Source organism: Shewanella algicola (assembly GCF_014648035.1).
Classification (GTDB): domain Bacteria; phylum Pseudomonadota; class Gammaproteobacteria; order Enterobacterales; family Shewanellaceae; genus Shewanella; species Shewanella algicola.
In genome coordinates this window covers 1-24,457 of the sequence record NZ_BMQI01000062.1, presented here as the reverse complement: position 1 = coordinate 24,457, position 24,457 = coordinate 1, and the positions used below count along the sequence as shown (strand labels likewise).

39 protein-coding genes are annotated in these 24,457 nt (G+C 42.9%); 6 read left to right on the top strand and 33 right to left on the bottom strand.

The genetic code is table 11. From position 1 onward, the window contains the following. Positions 1 to 247: 247 nt before the first annotated feature. From IEY42_RS19395 to IEY42_RS19380, 4 genes are read right to left on the bottom strand one after another with little or no spacing between them, the layout of a single operon-like run. Positions 248 to 829, bottom strand: a complete 582-nt coding sequence (locus tag IEY42_RS19395) for a TlpA disulfide reductase family protein (RefSeq protein ID WP_188926904.1) — start codon at positions 827 to 829, stop codon at positions 248 to 250. Between the two features lie 19 nt (positions 830 to 848). Then, entirely contained in the window at positions 849 to 1,328 is a 480-nt protein-coding gene (gene nrfF, locus IEY42_RS19390) for a heme lyase NrfEFG subunit NrfF (protein WP_188926903.1), read from the bottom strand. Further along, positions 1,328 to 1,882 (bottom strand): DsbE family thiol:disulfide interchange protein, encoded by a 555-nt coding sequence (locus tag IEY42_RS19385; RefSeq protein ID WP_188923281.1) that lies wholly within the window; start codon positions 1,880 to 1,882, stop codon positions 1,328 to 1,330. The genes nrfF and IEY42_RS19385 overlap by 1 nt, the downstream gene beginning before the upstream one ends. A 15-nt stretch (positions 1,883 to 1,897) precedes the next feature. Then, positions 1,898 to 3,871, bottom strand: coding sequence for a heme lyase CcmF/NrfE family subunit (locus tag IEY42_RS19380; RefSeq protein ID WP_188926902.1), 1,974 nt, complete (start codon positions 3,869 to 3,871; stop codon positions 1,898 to 1,900). A gap of 416 nt (positions 3,872 to 4,287) precedes the next feature. Between IEY42_RS19380 and ccmI the strand changes: the two genes are divergently transcribed. Then, positions 4,288 to 5,547, top strand: a complete 1,260-nt coding sequence (ccmI, locus tag IEY42_RS19375; protein WP_188926901.1) for a c-type cytochrome biogenesis protein CcmI — start codon at positions 4,288 to 4,290, stop codon at positions 5,545 to 5,547. A gap of 114 nt (positions 5,548 to 5,661) precedes the next feature. Here ccmI and IEY42_RS19370 read toward each other — a convergent pair whose 3' ends face one another. After that, a complete protein-coding gene (locus IEY42_RS19370; protein ID WP_188923284.1) occupies positions 5,662 to 5,955 on the bottom strand; it encodes a c-type cytochrome in 294 nt (97 codons plus the stop codon). Positions 5,956 to 6,281: 326 nt separating this feature from the next. Between IEY42_RS19370 and ccmA the strand changes: the two genes are divergently transcribed. The 5 genes from ccmA to ccmE are packed head-to-tail and all read left to right on the top strand — an operon-like array spanning position 6,282 to position 9,065. Further along, positions 6,282 to 6,932, top strand: coding sequence for a cytochrome c biogenesis heme-transporting ATPase CcmA (ccmA, locus tag IEY42_RS19365; protein WP_373292892.1), 651 nt, complete (start codon positions 6,282 to 6,284; stop codon positions 6,930 to 6,932). 9 nt (positions 6,933 to 6,941) lie between these two features. Next, on the top strand, positions 6,942 to 7,628 hold the full coding sequence (ccmB, locus tag IEY42_RS19360; RefSeq protein WP_188926900.1) for a heme exporter protein CcmB: 687 nt from the start codon (positions 6,942 to 6,944) through the stop codon (positions 7,626 to 7,628). Next, positions 7,628 to 8,374: a heme ABC transporter permease gene (locus tag IEY42_RS19355; protein ID WP_188926899.1), complete on the top strand. Its 747-nt coding sequence runs from the start codon at positions 7,628 to 7,630 to the stop codon at positions 8,372 to 8,374. The genes ccmB and IEY42_RS19355 overlap by 1 nt, the downstream gene beginning before the upstream one ends. Then, positions 8,374 to 8,574, top strand: coding sequence for a heme exporter protein CcmD (ccmD, locus tag IEY42_RS19350; protein WP_188923287.1), 201 nt, complete (start codon positions 8,374 to 8,376; stop codon positions 8,572 to 8,574). Before IEY42_RS19355 ends, ccmD begins: the two co-directional genes overlap by 1 nt. Further along, on the top strand, positions 8,571 to 9,065 hold the full coding sequence (gene ccmE / locus IEY42_RS19345) for a cytochrome c maturation protein CcmE (RefSeq protein ID WP_188926898.1): 495 nt from the start codon (positions 8,571 to 8,573) through the stop codon (positions 9,063 to 9,065). The genes ccmD and ccmE overlap by 4 nt, the downstream gene beginning before the upstream one ends. Before the next feature lie 1,408 nt (positions 9,066 to 10,473). Here the strand turns inward: ccmE and rplQ are convergent. From rplQ to rpsJ, 28 genes are all read right to left on the bottom strand, one after another. Further along, complete coding sequence (gene rplQ, locus IEY42_RS19340) at positions 10,474 to 10,869, bottom strand: 50S ribosomal protein L17 (protein WP_188922970.1); 396 nt, start codon at positions 10,867 to 10,869, stop codon at positions 10,474 to 10,476. Between the two features lie 40 nt (positions 10,870 to 10,909). Then, entirely contained in the window at positions 10,910 to 11,899 is a 990-nt protein-coding gene (locus tag IEY42_RS19335) for a DNA-directed RNA polymerase subunit alpha (RefSeq protein WP_160056417.1), read from the bottom strand. Between the two features lie 24 nt (positions 11,900 to 11,923). Continuing rightward, on the bottom strand, positions 11,924 to 12,544 hold the full coding sequence (gene rpsD / locus IEY42_RS19330) for a 30S ribosomal protein S4 (RefSeq protein WP_188922980.1): 621 nt from the start codon (positions 12,542 to 12,544) through the stop codon (positions 11,924 to 11,926). A gap of 32 nt (positions 12,545 to 12,576) precedes the next feature. After that, on the bottom strand, positions 12,577 to 12,969 hold the full coding sequence (rpsK, locus tag IEY42_RS19325; protein WP_011635661.1) for a 30S ribosomal protein S11: 393 nt from the start codon (positions 12,967 to 12,969) through the stop codon (positions 12,577 to 12,579). A gap of 17 nt (positions 12,970 to 12,986) precedes the next feature. Continuing rightward, positions 12,987 to 13,343, bottom strand: coding sequence for a 30S ribosomal protein S13 (gene rpsM, locus IEY42_RS19320; protein WP_011635660.1), 357 nt, complete (start codon positions 13,341 to 13,343; stop codon positions 12,987 to 12,989). Between the two features lie 118 nt (positions 13,344 to 13,461). After that, a complete protein-coding gene (rpmJ, locus tag IEY42_RS19315; protein ID WP_006083579.1) occupies positions 13,462 to 13,575 on the bottom strand; it encodes a 50S ribosomal protein L36 in 114 nt (37 codons plus the stop codon). 23 nt (positions 13,576 to 13,598) lie between these two features. Continuing rightward, the gene (secY, locus tag IEY42_RS19310; RefSeq protein ID WP_188926897.1) at positions 13,599 to 14,939 is read right to left on the bottom strand and encodes a preprotein translocase subunit SecY; all 1,341 of its coding nucleotides are present in this window, start codon (positions 14,937 to 14,939) and stop codon (positions 13,599 to 13,601) included. Between the two features lie 7 nt (positions 14,940 to 14,946). After that, a complete protein-coding gene (rplO, locus tag IEY42_RS19305) occupies positions 14,947 to 15,381 on the bottom strand; it encodes a 50S ribosomal protein L15 (RefSeq protein WP_124017684.1) in 435 nt (144 codons plus the stop codon). Between the two features lie 4 nt (positions 15,382 to 15,385). Then, on the bottom strand, positions 15,386 to 15,568 hold the full coding sequence (gene rpmD / locus IEY42_RS19300) for a 50S ribosomal protein L30 (protein ID WP_137224586.1): 183 nt from the start codon (positions 15,566 to 15,568) through the stop codon (positions 15,386 to 15,388). Between the two features lie 6 nt (positions 15,569 to 15,574). Beyond that, a complete protein-coding gene (gene rpsE / locus IEY42_RS19295) occupies positions 15,575 to 16,078 on the bottom strand; it encodes a 30S ribosomal protein S5 (RefSeq protein WP_137224583.1) in 504 nt (167 codons plus the stop codon). Between the two features lie 11 nt (positions 16,079 to 16,089). Continuing rightward, entirely contained in the window at positions 16,090 to 16,440 is a 351-nt protein-coding gene (gene rplR, locus IEY42_RS19290; RefSeq protein WP_160056423.1) for a 50S ribosomal protein L18, read from the bottom strand. 10 nt (positions 16,441 to 16,450) lie between these two features. After that, positions 16,451 to 16,984, bottom strand: a complete 534-nt coding sequence (gene rplF / locus IEY42_RS19285) for a 50S ribosomal protein L6 (protein ID WP_188926896.1) — start codon at positions 16,982 to 16,984, stop codon at positions 16,451 to 16,453. Between the two features lie 10 nt (positions 16,985 to 16,994). After that, positions 16,995 to 17,387, bottom strand: coding sequence for a 30S ribosomal protein S8 (gene rpsH / locus IEY42_RS19280; protein WP_160056427.1), 393 nt, complete (start codon positions 17,385 to 17,387; stop codon positions 16,995 to 16,997). A 24-nt stretch (positions 17,388 to 17,411) separates the two neighbouring features. After that, positions 17,412 to 17,717, bottom strand: coding sequence for a 30S ribosomal protein S14 (gene rpsN, locus IEY42_RS19275; RefSeq protein ID WP_188922994.1), 306 nt, complete (start codon positions 17,715 to 17,717; stop codon positions 17,412 to 17,414). A gap of 10 nt (positions 17,718 to 17,727) precedes the next feature. After that, complete coding sequence (rplE, locus tag IEY42_RS19270; protein ID WP_188926895.1) at positions 17,728 to 18,267, bottom strand: 50S ribosomal protein L5; 540 nt, start codon at positions 18,265 to 18,267, stop codon at positions 17,728 to 17,730. Between the two features lie 13 nt (positions 18,268 to 18,280). Continuing rightward, entirely contained in the window at positions 18,281 to 18,595 is a 315-nt protein-coding gene (gene rplX / locus IEY42_RS19265) for a 50S ribosomal protein L24 (RefSeq protein ID WP_188926894.1), read from the bottom strand. Between the two features lie 10 nt (positions 18,596 to 18,605). Beyond that, positions 18,606 to 18,974 (bottom strand): 50S ribosomal protein L14, encoded by a 369-nt coding sequence (rplN, locus tag IEY42_RS19260; protein WP_011635649.1) that lies wholly within the window; start codon positions 18,972 to 18,974, stop codon positions 18,606 to 18,608. Between the two features lie 177 nt (positions 18,975 to 19,151). Further along, positions 19,152 to 19,400: a 30S ribosomal protein S17 gene (rpsQ, locus tag IEY42_RS19255; RefSeq protein WP_188922997.1), complete on the bottom strand. Its 249-nt coding sequence runs from the start codon at positions 19,398 to 19,400 to the stop codon at positions 19,152 to 19,154. Beyond that, positions 19,400 to 19,591, bottom strand: coding sequence for a 50S ribosomal protein L29 (rpmC, locus tag IEY42_RS19250; RefSeq protein ID WP_006083592.1), 192 nt, complete (start codon positions 19,589 to 19,591; stop codon positions 19,400 to 19,402). The genes rpsQ and rpmC overlap by 1 nt, the downstream gene beginning before the upstream one ends. Beyond that, complete coding sequence (rplP, locus tag IEY42_RS19245; RefSeq protein ID WP_188922999.1) at positions 19,591 to 20,001, bottom strand: 50S ribosomal protein L16; 411 nt, start codon at positions 19,999 to 20,001, stop codon at positions 19,591 to 19,593. Before rplP ends, rpmC begins: the two co-directional genes overlap by 1 nt. A gap of 11 nt (positions 20,002 to 20,012) precedes the next feature. Further along, positions 20,013 to 20,702, bottom strand: a complete 690-nt coding sequence (rpsC, locus tag IEY42_RS19240; protein WP_188923001.1) for a 30S ribosomal protein S3 — start codon at positions 20,700 to 20,702, stop codon at positions 20,013 to 20,015. A 12-nt stretch (positions 20,703 to 20,714) separates the two neighbouring features. Then, positions 20,715 to 21,047 (bottom strand): 50S ribosomal protein L22, encoded by a 333-nt coding sequence (gene rplV, locus IEY42_RS19235; protein ID WP_160056441.1) that lies wholly within the window; start codon positions 21,045 to 21,047, stop codon positions 20,715 to 20,717. Positions 21,048 to 21,062: 15 nt separating this feature from the next. Further along, positions 21,063 to 21,341: a 30S ribosomal protein S19 gene (rpsS, locus tag IEY42_RS19230; protein ID WP_006083596.1), complete on the bottom strand. Its 279-nt coding sequence runs from the start codon at positions 21,339 to 21,341 to the stop codon at positions 21,063 to 21,065. Positions 21,342 to 21,355: 14 nt separating this feature from the next. Further along, complete coding sequence (gene rplB, locus IEY42_RS19225; RefSeq protein WP_188923003.1) at positions 21,356 to 22,180, bottom strand: 50S ribosomal protein L2; 825 nt, start codon at positions 22,178 to 22,180, stop codon at positions 21,356 to 21,358. Positions 22,181 to 22,196: 16 nt separating this feature from the next. Continuing rightward, the gene (gene rplW, locus IEY42_RS19220) at positions 22,197 to 22,499 is read right to left on the bottom strand and encodes a 50S ribosomal protein L23 (protein ID WP_124729276.1); all 303 of its coding nucleotides are present in this window, start codon (positions 22,497 to 22,499) and stop codon (positions 22,197 to 22,199) included. After that, positions 22,496 to 23,101: a 50S ribosomal protein L4 gene (gene rplD / locus IEY42_RS19215; protein ID WP_160056445.1), complete on the bottom strand. Its 606-nt coding sequence runs from the start codon at positions 23,099 to 23,101 to the stop codon at positions 22,496 to 22,498. Before rplD ends, rplW begins: the two co-directional genes overlap by 4 nt. Positions 23,102 to 23,117: 16 nt before the next feature. Beyond that, on the bottom strand, positions 23,118 to 23,756 hold the full coding sequence (gene rplC, locus IEY42_RS19210; protein WP_188923005.1) for a 50S ribosomal protein L3: 639 nt from the start codon (positions 23,754 to 23,756) through the stop codon (positions 23,118 to 23,120). A 27-nt stretch (positions 23,757 to 23,783) separates the two neighbouring features. Further along, the gene (gene rpsJ / locus IEY42_RS19205; RefSeq protein WP_011635639.1) at positions 23,784 to 24,095 is read right to left on the bottom strand and encodes a 30S ribosomal protein S10; all 312 of its coding nucleotides are present in this window, start codon (positions 24,093 to 24,095) and stop codon (positions 23,784 to 23,786) included. Between the last annotated feature and the right edge of the window lie 362 nt (positions 24,096 to 24,457).

Here is a 24,457-nt window from a genome sequence, read left to right as displayed (position 1 = left end):
ATTTTACGCTTTCCCGTGTTGGCGTCAAGTGTTTTTTCAAACTTTCTTTTCGCCGTTGAATTGAGTGTTTTGAAGCACTTAATTCAACCTAACTCGGTGACTGCTTTCGCTGTCTGCCGTGTCAGTGGATGCGCATTATAGGCACCATGAGATTTAGTGCAACCCCTTTTTTAATAAAAAAAGATCGCTTGGCGATCTTTTCACCAAAAGCGATCCTTTTAGAGGTTTTTATCTACTTTATGCTGATTTATTGTGCTTTTTGGCTGCTTTTACTGAATTGCGCTAAAAACGAAATCGCATTTTCGTCATCCCAGTCGATGTATGTGCGTACATAGGCCACCAGCTCACCTTGTTCATTTAATATAAATGTCGCAGGAATAGTATCGAGTGGAAATACGTCACGCAGTTGTTGTTGCGGGTCAAAGTATGAATCAAATGCAGACAAACCTAAATCGGCTAAAAAAGGTTTCACTATTTTATCTGCATCTGCATCTATTGAGATTGGCAATAAAACAAATTGCTCTGAATCTAGCGCTTGATTTAAACGGTGTAGCGCAGGGAGTTCTCTTACACAAGGTGGACACCATGTTGCCCATAGGTTTATGACAACAACCTTACCTTTATAATGTTCAAAGTTTACCTGTTGTCCGCTTGCATCAGTAAAGTCTACCAAGGCTATTGGAAAAGGCTGTGGTAAAACACTTATCCTTTCGAGTGTTGATTGAGTGGCTTGCTTGGTTTGCGCTTGCATACCTGGATATGCACTCACCATATTTGCTACGCTTAATAGCAGTAAATTCGATAGCAATATTGCTAGCCACTTTTTCATTGTTACTCCAAACAGTTATTTACTTAGCCTTGTTCTTATTCAGTAATGCGTCTAATTCAGCTTGTTGCTCTGCTGATAGCGATCCCGCTTCTGTGGGTTGGATACGCTGTTTACGCACAAAGATATATCCGATGAATAATCCGAATATTAATAACCCAAATGGCCCTAGCCATAAAATGTAGGTTTTTGGGTCAAGCTTAGGATTATACAATACAAAGTCACCATAGCGGCTTGTCATAAAGTCGATAATTTCTTGCTCTGACTTACCGTTATCAACCATCTTGTAGACTTCAAGACGTAAATCTTGTGCTACAGGAGAATTGGAATCGACTAAATTTTGGTTTTGACACTGAGGGCAACGTAATTGATGCGACAGTGACAATGCACGCTTTTGGTTATCGGCTGATTTAAATTCGTAAGTATCTACAGGAGTTGCCATCGCCGATACAGCAAAAAGTGCAAAGGCTAAGCAAACGACCCATTTAGCTATCATGTTCATTAAGATGCTCCATCAGCTTTAGCTTCTGTTTGCAATTGTTGGATCATTGGGTACAGAGTTTGAGACCATACGGTTTGGTCAATAGGACCTGCATAGCGATAACGAATAATGCCATTGTGATCAACAATAAACGTCTCTGGTGCGCCATATACACCGAGGTCTAATCCTAAACGGCCATCTTTATCAAATATGTTGAGTGTATATGGGTCGCCTTGGTTGCGAAGTTCTTTTATCGCTAATGCTCGTTCGTCACGGTAATTGATACCGTATATAGGTAACAGATTACGCTTAGAAAGCATCAACAAATACGGATGTTCATATTTACATGCCGGACACCATGTCGCCCAAAAGTTAAGCATCGAGACTTTACCGCTGAGATCTTTCTCCGACAGTACATCAGTTGCCACTTCTAAACGCTCGAGTTGGAAAGCCGGTAAAGGCTTTCCTTCTAATGCAGAATCGAGCACTTTAGGGTTTAAAAATAATCCTTTATATAAGAACACGCCCATACCCAAGAAAATAACTAAAGGTATAAACAGTACAAACTTCTTCATAGTGTCTCCGAGTGATTAAGCTGTCGCTAATTTTGCTTTTTCTGCTGCTTGCTGCTTAGCCACCTGTTTTACACGGTAACGTTTATCTGATGCAGCAAGGAAACCACCAATCATCATAAAGATTGATCCAAACCATAACCAACGTACGAACGGCTTGTAGTTAAGACGAACAGCAAACTCAGTTAAGCTAATTGGATCACCCATCGTGACATATAAATCACGGAATAAACCCCAATCGATACCAGCTTCGGTCATGTCCATGGTGCGCACATTATATTGTCTGCGATCAGGTTTTAATAAAGTGACGAACTCATCATCTTTGTAAATTTCTATCTGGCCTTGTTGAGCAGTATAATTAGGACCAACTACGTTTTTGGTTTCTAAATACTTAAAGGTATAACCCGCTAACTCTTGTGAGATACCAGGCCCCATACGCACACTCTTCTCGATTGAGTAATTAGATACCATAGTGCCACCCAGTACTGACACAGCAATACCAAAGTGAGCAATCATCATACCTAATTGACTACGTCCCATTCTGCTCAGGCTAATACCACCTTCTTTTTGGCTTACAATATTATAGCCAGCACGAAGTGTTGATAACATAATCCAAGAGGTTGCAGTGACACCAGCCATAACCCAAGCATTGAACTCGCCACCCGCAACAAATGGTACAATAGCACCAATAACTAACGAGATAATGGCTGGTACTAATAACTGACGTTTAATCTCACCCGCTTTAGATTTTTTCCAGCGAATGATAGGGCCAATACCCATAAAGCCAAATAACACAAGCACAATAGGAACGAATACGGCATTAAAGTATGGAGGTCCAACTGAGATTTTACCCATGCCTAACGCATCGATTAGTAGTGGATATAATGTCCCTAGTAACACAGTGCCTGCAGCAACGGTAAGTAGTACGTTACAGATAAGCAGCATGGTTTCTTTTGATTTAAGTTCAAAGCGCGCAGGGCTACTCATTTCACTAGCTCGGAAGGCAAACAGTGTCAACGACCCACCGACCGCAAGACCTAGCAATAGTAAGATAAACAAACCACGACTCGGGTCTGCTGCAAATGAATGTACTGATGTGAGTACGCCAGAACGAACAATAAAGGTGCCTAGCAAACTTAATGAGAATGCAAAGATTGACAGTAATACAGTCCAGTTACGGAATGCGCCACGCTTTTCAGTCACGATAAGTGAATGCAATAGCGCGGTACCGACTAGCCATGGCATAAATGAAGCGTTTTCAACAGGATCCCAGAACCACCAGCCGCCCCAGCCTAATTCGTAATATGCCCACCAAGAACCCAGTGAAATACCACCGGTTAAGAAAATCCAAGCAGCAAGTGTCCATGGGCGACTCCAACGTGCCCATGCAGAGTCAAGCCTACCACTCATTAACGCGGCAATCGCAAAGGCAAAACAAACAGAGAACCCTACATAACCCAAATATAACATTGGAGGATGGAAGATAAGCCCAACATCTTGCAACATTGGATTTAAATCTCTCCCTTCCATTGGTACCGGAAATAACCGTTCAAATGGGCTAGACGTTAAAATCATGAATAAGGTAAAGCCGACAACAATCATCGCAAGTACAGATAACACCCTTGCGGTAAAGACTTCTTCTAAGCCTTTACTAAATATTGCCACAGACATTGCCCATACAGAGAGTGCAAATACCCAAAACAATAATGACCCTTCATGGCCACCCCAAACTGCTGCAATTTTAAAGAAAATTGGCAGTTGTGAGTTTGAGTGATGCGCTACGTATGCGACGGAGAAGTCATCGGTAGCAAAGCTATAGCCTAAGGTGATAACAGATAGACTGATGAAAAAAAACATTCCGTAAGTCAGTGGCCAGGCATAACGAACAAGATACTGGTCTTTACGTGCGGAACCAAATAAAGGCACGCTAGCTAACAGTAGGGCAAAAGCCAAACCGAGAATTAGCGAGAAATGTCCAAGTTCTGGAATCATGGGTATTCCTTAGTCTAAATAATTAAGCGGATCTGAAACAAACAAACCACGGCACGATCAATCAATGCATTGAAACTAATATACGCACATTAGCTTAAACGAATTTTAACGCATTTTAGAACTTGCTATTACATCTGTCTGCCCTTTTCGTACAAAACTGGGTCGCTAGTCTCATTATGAACATCTAATACATCAAAATGATTACCTAGGTTCGGCATCTGACACAAGTAGGAATATAAAGTTTCATACTATTTAACAAACACATTCAATATGTGAACCAGTACGCAACTCTCAGGATTTAGATTCATATCTTCCTTATATTACTATTCAATTAATAATCTTTACGTATAATCATACTTCCAAGCACTGCGGTAAACACCGCTTCTTCTGTTAACCTAAAAGTGAATATTTAAACAATGACCACATTTTGGATTTTTATTGCGCTTGTCGTACTCATCGGCCTAATCATGATTTGGGTCCCTCACTTTCGCCAACAACAGCTATTAAAAGCAGAAGAAGCTGGCGTTCGTAAACAAACTAACCTCGAGCTTTTTGGTGAACGGTTAGCCATACTCGAAAAAGAGTTGCAAGATGAGTTACTCGATCAAGCCGAGTTTGATGCGCTTAAGAAAGAATTAGAAATCAACCTTCTGCAAGATATGAAGCAAGAGGGTGATGACTCACTAGATGGAGCGATTAAGCCTAAAAGCGCTTTATGGCCAGCATTTATGACCATTTGCTTGTTAGCCATTTCAGGTTACTTCTACCAGCAACTGGGTGCGTACAATGAAATAGCCAACCCGCCACAAGCGAATAATCCACATCAAGGTATGGACCCAGCACAAATCATGTCACAGCGTGTACAAATGATGGAAGCTCAAGTTCAGGCTGAACCAGAAAATAGTCAAGCTTGGTTTAGTTTAGGCCATGCATATGTCTCTGCAAATAAATATGACCAAGCGGCCGCAGCCTTCGATAAGGTGATGGAATTAGTCGGTACGCATGCAGAATTACTCGGCCCTAAAGCAACTGCGCTGTATTATAAAGCCGGCCAAAAAATCACTCCTGAAATTCAGGCTATTATTGACCAGTCATTGTCATTAGATCCACAAGACCCGTCTACATTGTTGTTAGTCGGTATGGATGCATTTTTTACGGCTGACTACACTAAAGCTATTGATGCTTGGCAAATGATTTTAGACAGTGACCGCAACGATGTTGACCGTACCGCGTTAATGAATGCTATTGGATCAGCTAAAATGCGTATGGGTGATAGCAGCGACACCATGCCGAATGATGCTAACCATAAAAGTATGGCTACAGCGACAACCAATGCCAACACCCTTGCTATTGAAGTGACCATATCCAATGAGCTTGCAGACAAAGTCAGCGACACTGATGTCGTATTTATCTTTGCCCGTGCAACTCAAGGTCCTAAAGTGCCATTAGCTGCGACTAAAATTAGCGCAGCAAACCTCCCAGCGAAAATTACTTTAGATGACAGTACTTCAATGGGCGGCGACATGAAACTCAGCTCTGTAAAAGAAGTGGAAGTGATTGCTGTGCTCTCTAAAAATGGCAGTGTAAAACCTCAAACTGGTGATCTTAAAGGCAGTATTGAAGCAATTGCGGTTGGTGGTAACGCCACACTAACACTAGATACCTTAGTACAATAGCTAGTTATTAATTGCCATATAAAATGAATGTCATTTATATGGCAATATCTAGATTAGTAAAAATGACGCATAAAAAAACCGGCTATTAAGCCGGTTTTTGGTTTAGTCGAAAAATTACTTAGACATAAACTCGATAGCGTTTTTGTAATCTTCGTCAGTACAATCTGTACACATACCACCTGGTGGCATTGCATTTAAACCAGACTTAACTGAACCAACTAAGGTATCTAAACCTTTAGCTAGACGTGGTTCCCAAGCAGCAGCATCATGAACTTTAGGCGCACCGGCCACTCCCATGCTGTGACATACTTGACACGCTTTATTGTAAATAGCTTCACCTTCTTGAGCAAACACATTCGCAGACAAAGTTAATGCAGCTACTGCAGTCATTGCTAACAATTTTTTCATGTTCAACGTTCCTAATTGCAAATATACAAAGCTTAACGCTGCCCTTTGATTTAGAAGGCAGACTCTTTTTAGCACGACTAGGTTACTACAAATAGCAAAAAAACTCATCTTTTTGTGATAACTATCTCAGCTTAGTCCCTAAATCAAGACAATTTGTTCAGTTCAGGTAATATATTAGTAATCATTAAAAAAGTTCAAACAATTTTAAGTTTTTTGGAACCATATCAAATTGCTAGCACTTAGTCAGTGACAAAGCTAAACCGATAAATCCGTTTGTGTTAATATCTTTTTCGTATTCATCCTCACGCGTAGAACAAGAGGGATAAGTGACCATAACAAACCCATCACAAGTGCTATTAAGTGCCAATGAGCTAACCTGTATTCGCGAAGAGCGTATTCTATTTGATGAACTCAGCTTTAATATTAATGCTGGTGATATTGTGCAAATTGAAGGTCCAAATGGCGCAGGTAAAACCAGCTTACTACGCATTATTGCCGGTCTATCTCGCCCCTATGCTGGCGAGGTCGAATACCTCGGTGAAAACATCACTCGCTGTCGCGACGAATTTAACAACGATTTACTTTATTTTGGACACCTTGCGGGGGTAAAGAGTGAACTAACTGCAGAAGAAAATCTTAACTTCAATTTAAGAATCAGTGGCTATGATGACTTTGATACTACAAAGTTGCTGGCTAAAGTTAACTTAACTGGATTTGAAGAGGCTCTCGCGGGTCATTTATCAGCAGGCCAACATCGACGCACAGCATTAGCAAGATTGCAGCATACTAATTGTAAGATATGGATTTTAGATGAACCATTTACAGCTATTGATAAAAAAGGTGTTGAAGAGTTAGAACACTTATTCATTGCACATGCTAAATCTGGAGGTTGCGTGATATTAACTACGCACCAGGATATGGGCATCATCAATAACGATATTTTACGAAAAATCACTCTTGACTATCGCTTTGTATAAGGTATTTGAATGAAACGAGGAATAAGTTACACCGCTGCATTCATGACGCTTTTACAACGTGATTTAAGAATTGCGATCCGTCATCGTGGTGATATTTTCAACCCATTGTTGTTTTTTATATTAGTAGTCACTCTGTTCCCATTAGGTATAGGGCCAGAGCCACAAGTGCTAACGAGAGTTGCCCCTGGTATTATTTGGGTCGCGGCACTATTAGCCTCGATGTTGTCACTCGAACGATTATTTAAAGCAGATTTTAATGATGGTACGCTCGAGCAGATGTTACTAAGCCCACAACCTTTATCATTATTGGTTTTGGCAAAGGTATTAGCGCATTGGATTTTAACCGGCGTGCCACTTATTTTGGTCGCCCCGTTATTAGCTGTATTGTTACATTTAGATGACAATAGTTATGGTGCGTTAATGGCTACACTCGCTTTAGGCACACCTGTACTGTCACTATTAGGCGCTATTGGAGTCGCATTGACAGTTGGATTAAGAAAAGGCGGTGTGTTACTCAGCTTGCTGATTTTACCTTTGTATATACCTGTATTGATTTTTGCTACCAGCGCGATTGACGCTGCTGGTTTGAATTTAGCTTATGATGGTCAACTTGCAATACTAGCGGCAATGTTGGTCGGTTCTTTAATCTTGGCACCTTTTGCTATTGGCGCCTCCCTACGTGTGAGTACAAACTAATGTGGAAATGGCTACATTCTTACGCAGACCCAGAACGGGCATATAAATTATCGGGCACTTTATTGCCATGGTTTTCTGCATTAGCAATATTACTTATTGGAACTGGTAGCATTTGGGGATTATTGTTTGCCCCTACTGATTACCAACAAGGAGATAGCTATCGCATTATCTTTATCCATGTACCGGCAGCATCGATGTCAATGGCAGCCTATATGGGCATGGCTGTGGCATCATTTATTGGTTTAGTTTGGCAAATTAAATCTGCCGACTGGGCTGCTGCGGCAATTGCCCCTATTGGAGCAGTCATTACCTTTATTGCGTTACTTACGGGTGCTGCATGGGGTAAACCTATGTGGGGAACTTGGTGGGTATGGGATGCACGTTTAACATCTGAACTCGTATTGTTATTCTTATATTTAGGCGTTATTTCATTGTATGCCTCATTTGAAGATAAAGTACTCGCCGCAAGAGCAGCAGGTATTTTGGCGATTGTAGGTGTGATTAATATTCCAATCATTAAGTATTCGGTTGATTGGTGGAGCAGCTTACATCAGCCTTCAACGATTAAGATCACTGAAAAATCGACCATGTCGACAGATATGCTTTATCCGTTACTGATTAATATTTTCGGTTTTGGCATGATGATAGGGGCGATCACTTTAGTCCGCTACCGCGCTGAGATCCTTGCGCGTAATGGCATGCGTCCATGGGTAAGAGAACTGGCTACAGCTGAGGAGGCAAAATAATGCAATTTGAATCGTTTGCTGAATTTATTAATATGGGTGGCTACGGATTTTATGTGTGGTTATCGTACGGTGTAACGTTTGGTTGTTTAGCCACTTTAATTACCTTAAGCGTTAGAAAGAAACGCAAAGTGCTTATTGAAATAGCTAAAAAGATGACGCGTGAACAACGCCTTAAAGAAAATAGAGGTACAAAATCGTGAATCCAAGACGTAAAAAAAGACTAACTTTAGCAGTCGCACTAATCGCAGGTGTAGCAGCAGTGGCATCACTATTATTGTATGCACTTAATTCAAACTTAAACTTATTCTATACACCATATGAAATTGTACATGGTAAAACTGATACAGGTGTAAAGCCTGAAGTCGGTCAGCGTATACGTGTAGGTGGTATGGTGACAATGGGCTCAATGAAACGCGATCCAGACAGCCTCCATGTTGAATTTGCGGTACATGACTCTGCTGGCGGTGAAGTGCACGTCACCTTTGATGACTTATTGCCTGATCTGTTCCGTGAGGGACAAGGGATTGTAGCTCAAGGCGTACTGGTCGAATCTGGTAAGTTACAAGCGACCGAAGTTCTGGCAAAGCATGACGAAAACTATATGCCTCCAGAAGTCGCCGAAGCCATGGGCCAAAAGCATGAAAAACTAGATTATTCAGAGCAAAAGCCATCTGAAGGTTATCAATATTAAGCATCTGTATAATAACTGATATACAAGATAGATAAATGCCAATCAAACGATTGGCATTTTTTTGTTTAGCCTAGGACCTAGAGAGTGACAACGCTATATGTAGTGATAACTAATCAACAATAATCAAATTAAGGCCATATATTGAAGCGCAGCCTAAAGCTCACATAGATAAACCATATGACACACCCTTATAATCCTCTAAACATATGCTAGGTCTCGTCACAACTTCTCACTATAAGTTTATCCAAATCAATAATCAGAAGCACCGAAATGCTGTACAAGCCGCGTTAACGCTAATAAAGGAGCTAGAGGCACTTGTAGCGAATTTAGGCAGAACATTTTAAGCAAACAATAACGTCATTAGCTACATCGAGAATGTGTTCGATTCAATGAGTATACAGGCAAGGTAAACATTATCGACAATTAACAGAATGCAAAACCGTATAATAAATAAGACTTTTAACACGTTTGTTTTAACTCTGTCGCCCAAAAATCAACGATGTACTAATATTCTTAAGCTAATTACTAATATTCTTAAGCTAATTACTAATATTTACTAAAGCCTGTTGATCTTTACAGGTGAATTTTGTTCGAGTTAAAAACGTTTAAGTAGAGGCGAATCGATTGCTGCCTAGTTATCTAGGCAACGCTTTATTCACTAAGGGTGATTCAACAAAGAGTAAAAGGTTTTCAGCCGACCCAATGAGGCAGCGTTTGTTGACTATTTTGACCGCATTATTGACTTCTTATGTAGAATAACCACACCTCAAAGTCTCTGCGGCACTGTTGTAAATGTGGATAACGAACAACAATTCGCAGCAGAAAACCACGAAAGTTTAACAGGCCCTAATTTGAACGAATTAATAACCGCGCTAAAAGGTGGACATAAAGTGTCACTGCTTTATGACATATCAAGTTGAAAAGATATTTAATTTGCGACTAATTCAAATCGATTTAATAAAACCTTAAACTTCTAAAATACAAAATTAGAATTAAAACCTTGAGACAACTTGTCAACAGCAATGCATATATTAGAGAAATTACTTGTTGTAGTCGGACAATAGTGACTGTATAAGCCCCCTTTAAAGAACATGGTAATGAATTCAGTTGTATGAAAAGAGAGGCCATGTTTAACATTTGTAATGGTTTAATAAAGTAAGTCATCGTTTTCAGGCGACCGTAGTCGAATCAGAAAAGTATTTAAAGTCAAATAACATAGATGAAAAACAGAAACCATAACGGCATCCATCTACCATTAATTAAAACACCAGCCCTCTTCTAAAGAACACTATTTGGTAATTATGAACTATCAATAGTCAGAAACAATAGCATTAATTAATCAGACATAACGAAAAAAAGACATAAAAAAACCGAGCCTAAGCTCGGTTTTTAATTGAGTAATTAAAAATTACTCTGCAGCTTCAACTTCAACAGCTTCAGCAGCTTCAGGGCGACCTACTAACTCAATGAAAGCCATTGGGGCTTTATCACCGGTACGTAAACCGCACTTAAGAATACGAGTGTAACCACCAGGACGTTCCTGGAAGCGTGGACCCAATTCAGTAAATAACTTACCTACGACTTCAGCGTCGCGAGTACGAGCGAAAGCTAAACGGCGATTTGCAACGCTGTCAACTTTAGCAAGTGTTATTAGAGGTTCAACTACGCGACGCAGTTCTTTCGCTTTAACAACAGTTGTCTTGATAATCTCATGACGAACTATTGAACATGCCATGTTACGAAACATAGCTTGACGATGACTGCTGTTGCGGTTTAGTTGACGACCACTCTTACGATGGCGCATGACCTAATCCTTATAACCTAAATCTGTACTAACCTGAGACTTATAGGTCGTCTGCTAAACTAGCCGGTGGCCAGTTTTCAAGACGCATACCTAACGACAGTCCGCGAGACGCTAAAACGTCCTTAATTTCAGTAAGAGATTTCTTACCTAAGTTAGGGGTCTTAAGCAACTCAACTTCAGTGCGTTGTACCAGATCTCCGATGTAATGAATCGCTTCGGCTTTTAAACAGTTAGCCGAACGTACAGTTAGCTCTAAATCGTCGACAGGACGCAGCAAAATCGGATCGAATTCCGGTTTCTCTTCTACGACAGCCTGCTCAGTAACATCACGTAGTTCAACAAACGCATCTAGCTGTTCAGCTAAAATTGTTGCAGAACGACGAATTGCTTCCTCAGGATCAATAGTACCGTTAGTGGTCATATCAATCACAAGTTTATCTAAGTCAGTACGCTGTTCTACACGAGCGGCTTCAACATTATAAGCAATGCGGGCTACAGGTGAAAAAGAAGCATCAACCAACAAACGACCGATTGGGCGATCATCGTCTTCGGTTTGTGCACGAGCCGAAGCAGGCACATAACCACGACCACGCTCAACGCGGATACGCATGCTGATATCATTATTACCAGTCAAGTGACAGATAACATGATCAGGATTCATAATGGTAACATCACCATCATGCGTGATATCTGCTGCTGTAACAGGGCCTGTGCCGGACTTGCTTAATGTAAGCAAAGCCTCGTCTTTACCCTCGATTGTCACTGCTAATCCCTTAAGATTAAGCAATATCTCAAGGATATCTTCTTGTACGCCTTCCTTACTGCTGTACTCATGCAGTACGCCGTCAATTTCGACTTCAGTAACTGCACAGCCTGGCATAGACGACAATAGGATGCGACGCAACGCGTTACCTAAGGTATGGCCAAAACCACGTTCGAGTGGCTCTAGTGTAACTTTGGCGCGAGTTGAATTAACCTGCTCAATATCAACGAGACGCGGTTTAAGAAATTCTGTAACAGAACCCTGCATTGTGTCCTCTCTTGTTTGTTAGCTTTACTTAGAGTAAAGCTCGACGATCAGCTGTTCGTTAATATCCGCAGACAAATCGCTACGTTCTGGAATACGCTTGAAAGCACCTTCCATTTTCGCACTGTCGACTTCTACCCATGTAGGCTTTTCGCGTTGACCAGCCACTTCTAAAGCCGCTTTAATACGAGCTTGAGTGCGTGACTTTTCACGGATGCTTACAACATCATTCGCAGACACTTTGAATGACGGAATGTTAACAACACGACCGTTAACCATAACTGATTTATGGCTTACTAGCTGACGTGATTCTGCACGTGTTGCACCGAAACCCATACGATAAACAACGTTATCTAGGCGGATTTCTAAAAGTTGTAATAGGTTTTCACCAGTATTACCTTTTAGACGTGCAGCTTCTTTGTAGTAGTTACGGAATTGTTTTTCTAAAACACCGTAAATACGACGAACTTTTTGTTTCTCGCGTAATTGTAAACCGTACTCAGATAAACGTGGCTTACGAGCGCCATGTTGACCTGGTGCAGCTTCAAGCTTACACTTCGAATCGATTGCTCTCACACCGCTTTTTAGGAAAAGGTCTGTACCTTCTCTGCGGCTGAGCTTGAGCTTAGGACCCAAGTATCTTGCCATGATCTTTCTCCAACTATCCTATATACGCAGCGTTATACACGACGTTTTTTAGGTGGACGACAGCCATTATGAGGGATAGGCGTCACATCGGTAATGTTGGTAATTTTATAACCAACAGCGTTCAGCGCACGAATGGCTGATTCACGACCTGGACCTGGACCCTTCACGAAAACTTCAAGGTTTTTAACACCGTAGTCTTGAGCAGCAATACCTGCACGCTCAGCAGCAACCTGTGCAGCGAATGGCGTTGATTTACGTGAACCACGGAAACCAGAACCACCTGAGGTAGCCCATGACAACGCATTACCTTGACGATCTGTAATGGTGACAATTGTGTTGTTGAAAGACGCATGGATATGAGCCATGCCATCTGCAACCTGTTTACGTACGCGCTTACGCGGAGAACGTGACGGAACTTTAGCCATTTTGGTTTACCTTCCCGTTACTTTCTGATTGGTTTACGTGGACCTTTACGCGTACGCGCATTGGTCTTAGTACGTTGCCCACGAAGAGGCAGGCTACGACGATGGCGGAGACCACGATAACAACCAAGGTCCATAAGACGCTTGATGTTCATTGAAATCTCACGACGCAAGTCACCTTCTACGGTGTATTTGGCGACTTCTTCGCGTAGGATATCTATTTGAGCTTCGCTCAATTCCTTGATCTTAGCGTCTTCAGCAATTGACGTAGATGCGCAGATTGCTCTAGCGCGTGTACGACCAATACCAAAGATTGCAGTCAATGCAATGACTGTATGCTTTTGATCAGGAATGTTAATGCCAGCGATACGGGCCACTATGCACTCCTTAAAGTTAAAGGCCATCTGCGAAAAGCCCGAAAGGATACTCGACAGACGACAGATTTGCAAACAATATTTTTGGTCAGCCCATTATTGAGCTGACCAAACTTCTTTCTTAGCCTTGACGCTGTTTGTGTTTTGGTTCAACACAGATAACGCGTACAACGCCACTACGCTTGACGATCTTGCAATTACGGCAGATCTTCTTCACGGAAGCTCGAACTTTCATTTCATCACTCCGTCAAAGTAATCTTATTTTCCAAAGCGATCTAAGTTAGCTTTGTTGACAAGATTAGCTTTCTTCATCACAGACTCATACTGATGAGACATCATATGGGTCTGAACCTGAGCCATGAAGTCCATGATTACGACTACAATAATTAGTAGTGAAGTACCGCCAAAATAGAACTGTACTTTCCACGCAATTAACATGAACTCCGGAATTAAGCAGATAAAGGTAATGTATAACGCACCCGCTAAGGTTAAACGTGTCATTACTTTATCAATGTAACGCGAAGTCTGTTCTCCGGGACGGATCCCAGGAATGAATGCACCACTCTTTTTCAAATTATCTGCTGTTTCGCGTGGGTTGAAAACCAACGCAGTATAGAAGAAACAGAAAAAGATGATTGCTGTCGCGTACAATAATGAATACAGCGGTTGTCCTGGCGACACAGCTAAGGCAAAATCGCTTAACCATGACATAGACTCATTTTGACCAAACCACTGAGCCAGTGTGCCTGGGAACAAAATTATGCTGGATGCAAAAATTGGTGGAATCACACCTGCCATGTTAACTTTTAACGGTAAGTGGGTGCTTTGCGCTGCGAAAACCTTACGGCCTTGTTGACGTTTAGCATAGTTAACGACAATACGACGTTGACCACGTTCCACAAATACCACTAAATAAGTCACTGCAAATACGATAACCGCGAGCAACAGTAGTACCAATACATTCATGTCACCTTGACGCGCCTGCTCGGCTGTAGAGCCGATGGCCGATGGTAAACCTGCAACAATACCTGCGAAAATTAATATCGAGATACCATTACCAATACCACGTTCGGTAATTTGTTCGCCTAGCCACATTAGGAACATTGTTCCAGTTACTAAGCTCACAACAGCAACAAAATAGAATCCAAATCCAGGATTGGCCACAAGGCCAGGCATCAGATTTGGTAAACCTGTTGCTATACCGATAGACTGCAATGTACCCAACACAAGTGTACCGTATCTTGTATATTGACTAATTTTTTTACGTCCTGACTCGCCTTCTTTTTTCAATTCAGCAAGTGCAGGATGCACAACAGTCAATAACTGCATGATAATCGATGCCGAAATATACGGCATGATACCTAATGCAAAGATAGAAGCACGCTCTAAAGCACCACCCGAGAACATGTTAAACATGCCAAGGATGGTATCTTTTTGCTGGGCAAATAGTTCTGCCAATACAGCTGCGTCAATACCAGGAATTGGCACAAACGAACCGGCTCTAAAGACGATAATTGCACCAATCACGAACAGGAGACGAGTTTTCAGTTCAGAGAAACCGCCTTTCGCGCTTTTTAAATCAAGTCCTGGTTTTGCCATCGACGTATTATTCCTCGATCTTGCCACCGGCAGCTTCAATAGCTGCACGAGCACCTTTGGTTACCTTCAGACCTTTTACAGTCACTGGGCGGTCAATGGTACCTGAAAGAACGATTTTCGCAAACTGGATGTTGCGAGTAATAACGTTCGCATCTTTCAGTGCATTCAAATCGACAACATCACCGTTAACTTTTGCTAGTTCGAGTACACGAACTTCAGCTGTTACCAAAGCGCGACGCGAGGTAAAACCAAACTTAGGTAGACGGATCTTAAGTGGCATTTGACCACCTTCGAAGCCGACGCGAACGCCGCCGCCTGAACGAGACTTCTGACCTTTATGGCCGCGACCCGCTGTTTTACCTAAACCTGAACCAATACCACGGCCTACACGCTTAGGAGCAGATTTAGAACCTGCTGCTGGAGATAGAGTATTTAGACGCATTATCTTATTCCTCCACCGAAACCATGTAGTACACCTTATTGATCATGCCACGTACAGAAGGAGTATCTTCAACTTCTACAGTGTGACCAATACGACGCAGACCTAAACCGGTTAGGGTAGCACGGTGTTTTGGTAAACGACCGATGCTGCTTTTAGTCTGTGTTACTTTTAAAGTTTTAGTAGCCATGGTGCATTACCCCCGAATTTCATCAACATTCAGGCCACGTTTTGCTGCGATTTGAGCTGGTGACTTCATGTGCACCAACGCATCCACAGTTGCGCGAACGATGTTGATCGGGTTAGTAGAACCGTATGCTTTTGACAGAACGTTATGAACGCCTGCAACTTCTAATACGGCACGCATTGCGCCACCGGCAATAATACCGGTACCCTCTGATGCTGGTTGCATATAAACTTTAGAACCAGTATGGCGACCTTTAACTGGGTGATGCAAAGTACCTGCATTCAACTCCACGGTTACCATATTACGACGGGCTTTTTCCATTGCTTTTTGAATAGCAGCTGGAACTTCACGCGCTTTACCATAGCCATAGCCAATCTTACCGTTACCATCACCCACTACTGTTAGTGCTGTGAAGCTAAAGATACGACCGCCCTTAACTACTTTAGAAACACGATTAACTGCAATCAATTTCTCTTGCAGATCGTCTTTTTGCTGAGCTTCTAATTTAGCCATTTTATAACCCCTTAGAATTTCAGGCCAGCTTCACGAGCGGCATCTGCTAAAGCAGCTACACGTCCGTGATACTTGAATCCAGAACGGTCGAACGCAACAACAGCTACGCCCTTCTCGATCGCACGCTCAGCAACAGTTTTACCCACTACTTTAGCCGCATCTACGTTTCCGGTACTCTTTAGTTGCTCTTTAACTGTTTTTTCAACAGTTGACGCAGCAGCTAACACCTTAAATTCAGGACTGATCACCTGAGCATAGATGTGACGCGGTGTACGATGTACAACCAGACGATTCACGCCTAGCTCTTGGATCTTCTTACGTGCACGCAACGCGCGACGTAAGCGAGATGTTTTCTTATCCATATCGCGTTACCTACTTCTTCTTAGCCTCTTTACGGCGTACAACTTCGTCGTCATAGCGAACACCTTTGCCTTTGTAAGGCTCTGGTGGACGATAACCACGAATGTTGGCTGCTGTTTGACCTACTAACTGCTTATCAACGCCTGTTAGGACGATTTCAGTTTGGCTAGGACATTCGGCAGTAACGCCTGCGGGTAGTTTATGTACCAACGGATGTGAGAAACCTAAAGTTAAGTCTAAGTCACTACCAGCAATTTTTGCACGGTAACCAACACCAACTAATTTTAATTTCTTCACAAAACCTTGTGATACACCAAACACCATGTTGTTTACTAATGCACGCGCAGTACCGGCCTGTGCCCAAGCGTCTACAACGCCTTCAACAGGTAGGAACTTAATTTGTGCATCTTCGATAACAACATTAACCGCATTGTTGATTACTCGAGTCAGACTTCCTTTACCGCCTTTGACGGTTAAAGCCTGTTCGTTTTTAGTCACCTCTACGCCAGCAGGGATAGTGACTGGTGCTTTTGCAACACGAGACATTACTAACTCCTTACGCTACGTAGCAGATAACCTCACCACCCGTGCCAAATTGGCGGGCGGCACGATCAGTCATCAAGCCTTTAGAAGTGGACACAATTGCGATACCCAGACCGCCCATAACCTTTGGAAGTTCGTCTTTACCTTTGTAAATACGAAGACCAGGACGGCTTACGCGCTGGATAGTCTCAACGACTGGTTTGCCTTGGAAATACTTTAATGTAATTTCTAATTCAGGCTTAGCTTCATCTGCTACGGCGTAGTCAGTAATGAAACCTTCATCTTTAAGTAATTTCGCGATTGCTACTTTTAACTTAGCTGAAGGCATCTTTACAGATACGTGGTTAGCAGCTTGGCCGTTACGAATACGGGTTAACATATCCGCAATAGGATCTTGCATGCTCATATTAGCTTACTCCGTGACAAGTGCTTACCAGCTGGCCTTACGCAGACCAGGAACTTCACCGCGCATAGTTGCTTCACGTAATTTAATACGGCTTAAGCCGAATTTACGTAAAACGCCATGTGGGCGACCAGTTTGATTACAGCGATTGCGTTGACGCGATGCGCTTGAATCACGTGGTAGTGCTTGCAACTTAAGTACAGCATCCCAACGATCTTCTTCAGAAGTCTCTGGATTGCTGATGATAGCCTTAAGTGCTAGACGCTTTTCAGCATACTTAGCTACGAGCTGTGCACGTTTTGCTTCACGTGCTTTCATAGATGTTTTAGCCATTATGCTACCCTTATTTCTTAAATGGGAAGTTAAAAGCGGTCAACAAAGCACGACCTTCTTCATCATTCTTCGCAGTAGTAGTAATAACAATATCCATACCACGAATCTTATCGATTTTATCGTAATCGATTTCTGGGAAGATGATCTGCTCCTTCACACCCATTGCGTAGTTACCACGGCCGTCAAACGCTTTAGCGCTTAAGCCACGGAAGTCACGAATACGTGGAATTGCAATGTCAACTAGACGCTCTAAAAATTCCCACATACGCTCACCGCGTAGGGTCACTTTACAGCCAATAGGGTAGCCTTCACGGATTTTAAAACCAGCAACTGATTTACGAGCTACAGTTACAACTGGTTTTTGACCAGCGATTGCAGTCATGTCACGAAGCGCATGCTCCATAACTTTCTTATCTGCAACAGCTTCGCCAACACCCATGTTTAGGGTGATTTTATCAATCCGAGGGACTTGCATGACACTGCTATAACCGAACTTTTTAGCTAGTTCAGCAACTACAGTCTCTTGATATTTATCATGCAGTTTCGCCATCGTTTACTCCAAATTACTTAACGAGTTCGCTGTTCGATTTAAAGAAACGGACTTTTTTGCCGTCTTCAAATCGGAAACCAACACGATCTGCCTTGCCTGTGGCTTGGTTAAAGATCGCAACGTTTGATGCTTGCATCGGTGCTTCTTTCTCGATAACGCCGCCAGTCACGCCCAATTGTGGGTTTGGCTTCTGGTGCTTTTTAACTAGATTGATGCCTTCAACAATTAATTTACCAGTAGGTAGAACTTGAGAAACCTTACCGCGTTTACCCTTGTCTTTACCTGCTAATACTACTACTTCGTCTTCACGACGGATTTTAGCTGCCATTTGAAGCTCCTTACAGTACTTCTGGTGCCAGCGAGACAATTTTCATGAATTTATCATTACGCAATTCACGTGTCACTGGGCCAAAGATACGAGTACCAATCGGTGCAAGGTTTGCGTTAAGCAATACCGCTGCATTCCGATCGAAGCGAATGACAGAACCGTCTGGACGACGTACGCCTTTCTTAGTACGGACTACCACCGCGTTATATACATCACCTTTCTTCGCTTTAGCGCGAGGAATTGCTTCTTTAACAGAAACTTTGATGATGTCGCCGATACCGGCATAACGACGATGAGAGCCACCCAAGACCTTAATACACTGAACTCTGCGTGCGCCGCTGTTACATGCGACGTCTAGAGTCGATTGCATTTGGATCATTTCAAGTGCTCCGCTATCGTTACTACACAATCCCACTATGGGAGTATATTTGAACCAAATTTAAGCAATAATTTACTCAAAAATGGCGCGCAAGTATAACACCACATTTTGCGAATGCATAGCAAAAAAAACAAACGGCCCCAAATTCTGGAGCCGTTTACGTTATCCTAATGAATATTAGGCTTTTGTTACTACTTCAGCAAGGGTCCAAGACTTAGTCTTAGATAAAGGACGACACTGACTAATAGTCACGATGTCACCTTCATTACACTGATTAGTTTCGTCATGTGCATGGATCTTAGTTGTACGCTTAATGTACTTCCCATAAATTGGGTGTTTCACTTGGCGTTCAATAGCAACAGTAATAGATTTTTCCATTTTGTTGCTAATAACTTTACCTTGCAAAGTACGGATTTTATCAGACATTACGCACCTGCCTTAGAAGTAATAATGGTCTTAACACGTGCAATGTTACGACGCACTAGTTTCAATTGATTCGTTTGAGTCAACTGACCAGTAGCGTGTTGCATACGCAGGTTAAACTGCTCACGCAGCAGACCAAGTAGTTCAGCGTTCAATTCCTCAACGCTTTTTTCTCTTAGTTCGCTCGCTTTCATTACATCACCGTCTTAGTTACGAAGGTAGTCTTTAAAGGAAGCTTGGCAGCCGCTAGAGCAAAGGCTTCACGAGCCAACGCTTCAGGTACACCATTCATCTCATAAAGAACCTTACCAGGTTGAATCTGACATACCCAGTATTCAACGTTACCTTTACCTTTACCCATACGCACTTCAAGAGGCTTAGAGGTAATTGGTTTGTCAGGGAAAACTCGAATCCAAATTTGTCCTTGACGTTTAATATGACGTGTCATGGCACGACGTGCAGATTCAATTTGACGTGCAGTTAAACGGCCACGGCCTACTGCTTTCAAACCGAAAGTACCAAAGCTAACTTCAGTACCGTTCGCTAGACCGCGGTTGCGGCCCTTGAACATCTTGCGAAACTTCATACGTTTAGGTTGCAGCATTAAAGTTTCTCCTATTTACCACGAGGCTTACGCTTAGGTTGCTGCTTCGGCTCTTCAATCGCTGGTACTAAACCGTCAAGAACTTCACCTTTGAAGATCCAAACTTTAATACCGATCACACCATATTGCGTGTGACTTTCAGCAGTTGAATAGTCGATATCAGCACGTAGAGTATGCAAAGGTACACGACCTTCACGATACCATTCAGAACGTGCGATTTCAGCACCGCCTAAACGGCCGCTCACTTCAACTTTGATACCTTGAGCACCAATGCGCATTGCATTTTGTACCGCGCGCTTCATAGCACGACGGAACATAACACGACGCTCTAACTGCTGAGCAATAGAGTCAGCAACGAGCTTAGCGTCTAATTCAGGCTTACGGATCTCAGCGATGTTGATTTGAGCAGTCGTGCCAGTGATTTTAGACACATATGCACGTAATACTTCAACGTCTTCACCTTTCTTACCAATCACAACACCTGGACGGGCAGTGTGAATAGTAACGCGGATGCTCTTCGCTGGGCGTTCAATAACAATCTTAGATACTGATGCGGCTTTTAACTTTTCAGTTAAATATTGACGCACTTCCCAGTCGCTGTTCAGATTTTTTGCATAATCTGACTTATCTGCGTACCAGGTAGAGATCCAAGGCTTCGTGATACCCAGACGGATACCATTAGGATGTACTTTCTGTCCCATTGCTCTCTTCTCCTAGCGATCTGATACAACCACAGTAATGTGGCTGGTACGCTTCATGATACGATCAGCGCGGCCTTTAGCACGTGGCATGATACGCTTCATTGTTGGGCCTTCATCTACGAAGACGGCTCCAACTTTAAGCTCATCAATGTCAGCACCTTCGTTGTGTTCGGCGTTTGCGATAGCTGAGTCAAGTACTTTTTTAACTAGTACGGCGGCTTTCTTTGGGCTGAAGGTCAAAATTTCGAGTGCCTTAGAAACAGGCAGTCCACGAATTTGATCAGCAACTAGACGGGCCTTCTGCGCAGACGTACGAGCAAAACGATGTTTAGCTAAAACTTCCATCTTATTCCTCCCGTATTAACGCTTCTTCGCTTTCTTATCTGCAGCATGGCCGCGATAAGTGCGAGTTGGTGAAAATTCACCAAGCTTGTGACCGATCATTTCGTCAGTTACGAACACAGGTACGTGCTGACGACCATTATGGACAGCGATGGTCAACCCAATCATGTTAGGGATGATCATTGAGCGACGAGACCAAGTCTTAATTGGCTTTTTGTCTCCCGCTTCCATCGCTTTCTCTACCTTCTTCAGCAAGTGCAGGTCAATGAAGGGACCTTTCTTGAGAGAACGTGGCATGGCGAATCCTCTTACTATTTATTACGACGACGTACGATGTACTTGTCAGTGCGCTTGTTGCTACGAGTTTTATAACCCTTAGTCGGCACACCCCATGGACTCACTGGATGACGTCCACCAGAAGTACGGCCTTCACCACCACCATGTGGATGGTCTACTGGGTTCATTGCAACACCACGTACTGTAGGGCGAATGCCTCTCCAGCGCTTAGCACCTGCTTTACCTAACTGGCGTAGCATATGCTCGGCATTACCAACTTCACCAAATGTCGCGCGGCAATCTACTGGAACTTTACGCATTTCGCCAGAGCGAAGACGTAGAGTTGCATAAGCACCATCACGAGCAACAACTTGTACATAAGCACCAGCTGAACGTGCGATCTGAGCGCCTTTACCAGGCTTCATCTCAACAGCGTGTACAACACTACCTACTGGAATGTTGCGTAACGGCATAGCGTTACCAGTCTTGATGTCTGCATCCAAGCCAGATTTGATTGCATCGCCAGCTTTCATGCCTTTTGCAGCAAGAATATAACGACGCTCACCATCTGCATACAGTACTAACGCGATGTGCGCTGTACGGTTTGGATCGTATTCAAGACGTTCAACTTTCGCAGGGATACCATCTTTATCGCGTTTAAAGTCGATTAGACGGTAGTGCTGCTTATGTCCACCACCAACGTGGCGTACTGTGATACGGCCAGTATTGTTACGGCCACCACTTTTAGATTTTTTCGCCAACAGGCCAGCAAAAGGTTTACCCTTATGCAGGTCCGTATTCACCACTTTAACTACGTGGCGACGACCTGGAGAGGTTGGCTTACACTTAATAACTGCCATGATAATTCTCCTTTGCTTACTCAGCGCCGCCGACGAAATCGATGTCAGCACCAGCAGCTAAAGTAACATAAGCTTTTTTCCAATCGCTACGACGACCAACACGGCCACCGGTACGTTTAGTTTTGCCTTTGTTAACTAGAGTGCGAACTGAATCTACTTCAACTTCAAATAGCTTCGCTACTGCAGCTTTGATCTCTGCTTTAGTCGCATCGATTGCTACGCGGAAAACTACAGTGTTGTTCTTCTCAGCAACGACAGTACTCTTTTCAGAGATGTGCGGAGCTAGAATCACTTTTAGCAAACGTTCTTCGCGGATCATGCTAGCATCTCCTCGATTTGCTTCACTGCATCAGCAGTAACAAGAACAGTGTTAAACGCAATTAGACTTACTGGGTCAAGACCCGCTACGTCACGCACGTCAACTTTGTATAAGTTGCGAGCTGCTAAGAATAAATTCTCATCAACTTCAGCAGTAACAATTAGAACGTCTTCTAGGTTCATTGCTGCTAACTTAGCTTTCAACTCTTTGGTTTTAGGAGCTTCAACGCTAAATGATTCAACAACGACTAAACGTTCTTGACGTACCAATTCAGAAAGAATGCTCTTAAGAGCACCACGGTACATCTTCTTGTTAACTTTTTGGCTGTGATCTTGTGTTTTAGCAGCGAATGTTACGCCACCGCCACGCCAGATTGGGCCTTTAACACTACCAGCACGAGCGCGGCCAGTGCCTTTTTGGCGCCATGGCTTTTTACCAGAGCCAGTTACTTCCGCACGAGTCTTTTGAGCACGAGTGCCCTGACGTGCGTTTGCAGCGTAAGCTACAACTACCTGATGAACCAGTGCCTCGTTAAAGTCACGGCCGAAGGTAGTTTCGGAAACTTCAAGAGCGCTTTGCGCGTCTTTCAATACCAATTCCATTACTATCTCCTCAGACCTAAGCTTTAACTGCAGGCTTAATGATTAGATCACCATTGGTAGCGCCTGGAACTGCGCCGCGTACTAATAACAAGTTACGCTCTGCATCAACACGTACCACGTGTAGATTTTGAGTAGTTACTTGCTCAGCACCCATATGACCTGACATTTTTTTGCCTTTGAATACACGACCAGGCGTTTGGTTCTGACCGATAGAACCGTTCGCGCGGTGCGCCAATGAGTTACCGTGAGTCATATCTTGAGTACGGAAGTTCCAACGCTTAATACCGCCTTGGAAGCCCTTACCTTTTGATTGACCAGTAACATCTACTTTCACTACTTCAGCGAAAATATCAACATTAAGCTCAGCACCAACTTCAATGCCTTCGCCTTCACCATCTGCTAAACGCAATTCCCATAAACCACGACCGGCTTCTACGCCGCCCTTGGCAAAATGACCTGCTTCTGCTTTAGTGATGCGATTGGCTTTTTTGGTACCAGTAGTCACTTGAAGTGCACGGTAACCGTCAGTTTCTAAAGTTTTCACTTGAGTTACGCGGTTGCCAGCGACTTCAATCACTGTTACAGGGATTGACGTACCATCTTCAGTGAAGATGCGAGTCATACCCACTTTACGACCAATAAGACCGATAGCCATCTCTCAAACCTCTTCTAAGGATCTCAATTAACCTAAGCTAATCTGAACGTCGACACCAGCCGCAAGATCTAAACGCATTAATGCGTCTACAGTCTTTTCTGTTGGCTCTACGATGTCAACTAAACGCTTGTGAGTACGAATTTCATACTGGTCACGAGCGTCTTTATTAACGTGCGGAGAGATCAAAACGGTATAACGCTCTTTGCGTGTTGGTAGTGGAATTGGACCACGTACCTGCGCGCCTGTACGCTTAGCAGTTTCAACGATTTCCGCTGTAGACTGATCAATCAAACGATGATCAAAGCCTTTCAAGCGGATACGGATTCTTTGGTTCTGCATTGACCAGAGCTCCTAAAATGGACACATAAAAAATCACCCTCTAGCTTTTTCTTTATTAGAAAAGCAGAGCGAGATGATTTAACCGTTCGACTCCCAATCGGAGTCGCTATGAAAATGAAAAACCCTATTGGTTTAACATTATATTTAACGCTGCACTTGTCAGCGAGTGGGCAATTATACAGATCTTTTATTGGAGATCAAGCCCATTTTGTAAATAGTCTTCAGAAAGTCTGTTCACAATCAATTGCTGCGCATTTTACACAAATTATGTATTTATGCCACTAGATTGTTATGTTTTTTCTAAAAACAAAAAAGGAAGCCGAAGCTTCCTTTTTTAGTGTTCACTAAAGTCGCTATTACGC

What these genes read in the sequence shown, in the direction of transcription:
- IEY42_RS19395 (WP_188926904.1), bottom strand. Translation starts at nt 829, where the DNA reads ATGAAAAAGTGGCTAGCAATATTGCTATCGAATTTACTGCTATTAAGC.
- nrfF (WP_188926903.1), bottom strand. Translation starts at nt 1,328, where the DNA reads ATGAACATGATAGCTAAATGGGTCGTTTGCTTAGCCTTTGCACTTTTT.
- IEY42_RS19385 (WP_188923281.1), bottom strand. Translation starts at nt 1,882, where the DNA reads ATGAAGAAGTTTGTACTGTTTATACCTTTAGTTATTTTCTTGGGTATG.
- IEY42_RS19380 (WP_188926902.1), bottom strand. Translation starts at nt 3,871, where the DNA reads ATGATTCCAGAACTTGGACATTTCTCGCTAATTCTCGGTTTGGCTTTT.
- ccmI (WP_188926901.1), top strand. Translation starts at nt 4,288, where the DNA reads ATGACCACATTTTGGATTTTTATTGCGCTTGTCGTACTCATCGGCCTA.
- IEY42_RS19370 (WP_188923284.1), bottom strand. Translation starts at nt 5,955, where the DNA reads ATGAAAAAATTGTTAGCAATGACTGCAGTAGCTGCATTAACTTTGTCT.
- ccmB (WP_188926900.1), top strand. Translation starts at nt 6,942, where the DNA reads ATGAAACGAGGAATAAGTTACACCGCTGCATTCATGACGCTTTTACAA.
- IEY42_RS19355 (WP_188926899.1), top strand. Translation starts at nt 7,628, where the DNA reads ATGTGGAAATGGCTACATTCTTACGCAGACCCAGAACGGGCATATAAA.
- ccmD (WP_188923287.1), top strand. Translation starts at nt 8,374, where the DNA reads ATGCAATTTGAATCGTTTGCTGAATTTATTAATATGGGTGGCTACGGA.
- rplQ (WP_188922970.1), bottom strand. Translation starts at nt 10,869, where the DNA reads ATGCGCCATCGTAAGAGTGGTCGTCAACTAAACCGCAACAGCAGTCAT.
- IEY42_RS19335 (WP_160056417.1), bottom strand. Translation starts at nt 11,899, where the DNA reads ATGCAGGGTTCTGTTACAGAATTTCTTAAACCGCGTCTCGTTGATATT.
- rpsD (WP_188922980.1), bottom strand. Translation starts at nt 12,544, where the DNA reads ATGGCAAGATACTTGGGTCCTAAGCTCAAGCTCAGCCGCAGAGAAGGT.
- rpsK (WP_011635661.1), bottom strand. Translation starts at nt 12,969, where the DNA reads ATGGCTAAAGTTCCGTCACGTTCTCCGCGTAAGCGCGTACGTAAACAG.
- rpmJ (WP_006083579.1), bottom strand. Translation starts at nt 13,575, where the DNA reads ATGAAAGTTCGAGCTTCCGTGAAGAAGATCTGCCGTAATTGCAAGATC.
- secY (WP_188926897.1), bottom strand. Translation starts at nt 14,939, where the DNA reads ATGGCAAAACCAGGACTTGATTTAAAAAGCGCGAAAGGCGGTTTCTCT.
- rplO (WP_124017684.1), bottom strand. Translation starts at nt 15,381, where the DNA reads ATGCGTCTAAATACTCTATCTCCAGCAGCAGGTTCTAAATCTGCTCCT.
- rpmD (WP_137224586.1), bottom strand. Translation starts at nt 15,568, where the DNA reads ATGGCTACTAAAACTTTAAAAGTAACACAGACTAAAAGCAGCATCGGT.
- rpsE (WP_137224583.1), bottom strand. Translation starts at nt 16,078, where the DNA reads ATGGCTAAATTAGAAGCTCAGCAAAAAGACGATCTGCAAGAGAAATTG.
- rplR (WP_160056423.1), bottom strand. Translation starts at nt 16,440, where the DNA reads ATGGATAAGAAAACATCTCGCTTACGTCGCGCGTTGCGTGCACGTAAG.
- rplF (WP_188926896.1), bottom strand. Translation starts at nt 16,984, where the DNA reads ATGTCTCGTGTTGCAAAAGCACCAGTCACTATCCCTGCTGGCGTAGAG.
- rpsH (WP_160056427.1), bottom strand. Translation starts at nt 17,387, where the DNA reads ATGAGCATGCAAGATCCTATTGCGGATATGTTAACCCGTATTCGTAAC.
- rpsN (WP_188922994.1), bottom strand. Translation starts at nt 17,717, where the DNA reads ATGGCTAAAACATCTATGAAAGCACGTGAAGCAAAACGTGCACAGCTC.
- rplE (WP_188926895.1), bottom strand. Translation starts at nt 18,267, where the DNA reads ATGGCGAAACTGCATGATAAATATCAAGAGACTGTAGTTGCTGAACTA.
- rplX (WP_188926894.1), bottom strand. Translation starts at nt 18,595, where the DNA reads ATGGCAGCTAAAATCCGTCGTGAAGACGAAGTAGTAGTATTAGCAGGT.
- rplN (WP_011635649.1), bottom strand. Translation starts at nt 18,974, where the DNA reads ATGATCCAAATGCAATCGACTCTAGACGTCGCATGTAACAGCGGCGCA.
- rpsQ (WP_188922997.1), bottom strand. Translation starts at nt 19,400, where the DNA reads ATGTCTGATAAAATCCGTACTTTGCAAGGTAAAGTTATTAGCAACAAA.
- rpmC (WP_006083592.1), bottom strand. Translation starts at nt 19,591, where the DNA reads ATGAAAGCGAGCGAACTAAGAGAAAAAAGCGTTGAGGAATTGAACGCT.
- rplP (WP_188922999.1), bottom strand. Translation starts at nt 20,001, where the DNA reads ATGCTGCAACCTAAACGTATGAAGTTTCGCAAGATGTTCAAGGGCCGC.
- rpsC (WP_188923001.1), bottom strand. Translation starts at nt 20,702, where the DNA reads ATGGGACAGAAAGTACATCCTAATGGTATCCGTCTGGGTATCACGAAG.
- rplV (WP_160056441.1), bottom strand. Translation starts at nt 21,047, where the DNA reads ATGGAAGTTTTAGCTAAACATCGTTTTGCTCGTACGTCTGCGCAGAAG.
- rpsS (WP_006083596.1), bottom strand. Translation starts at nt 21,341, where the DNA reads ATGCCACGTTCTCTCAAGAAAGGTCCCTTCATTGACCTGCACTTGCTG.
- rplB (WP_188923003.1), bottom strand. Translation starts at nt 22,180, where the DNA reads ATGGCAGTTATTAAGTGTAAGCCAACCTCTCCAGGTCGTCGCCACGTA.
- rplW (WP_124729276.1), bottom strand. Translation starts at nt 22,499, where the DNA reads ATGATCCGCGAAGAACGTTTGCTAAAAGTGATTCTAGCTCCGCACATC.
- rplD (WP_160056445.1), bottom strand. Translation starts at nt 23,101, where the DNA reads ATGGAATTGGTATTGAAAGACGCGCAAAGCGCTCTTGAAGTTTCCGAA.
- rplC (WP_188923005.1), bottom strand. Translation starts at nt 23,756, where the DNA reads ATGGCTATCGGTCTTATTGGTCGTAAAGTGGGTATGACTCGCATCTTC.
- rpsJ (WP_011635639.1), bottom strand. Translation starts at nt 24,095, where the DNA reads ATGCAGAACCAAAGAATCCGTATCCGCTTGAAAGGCTTTGATCATCGT.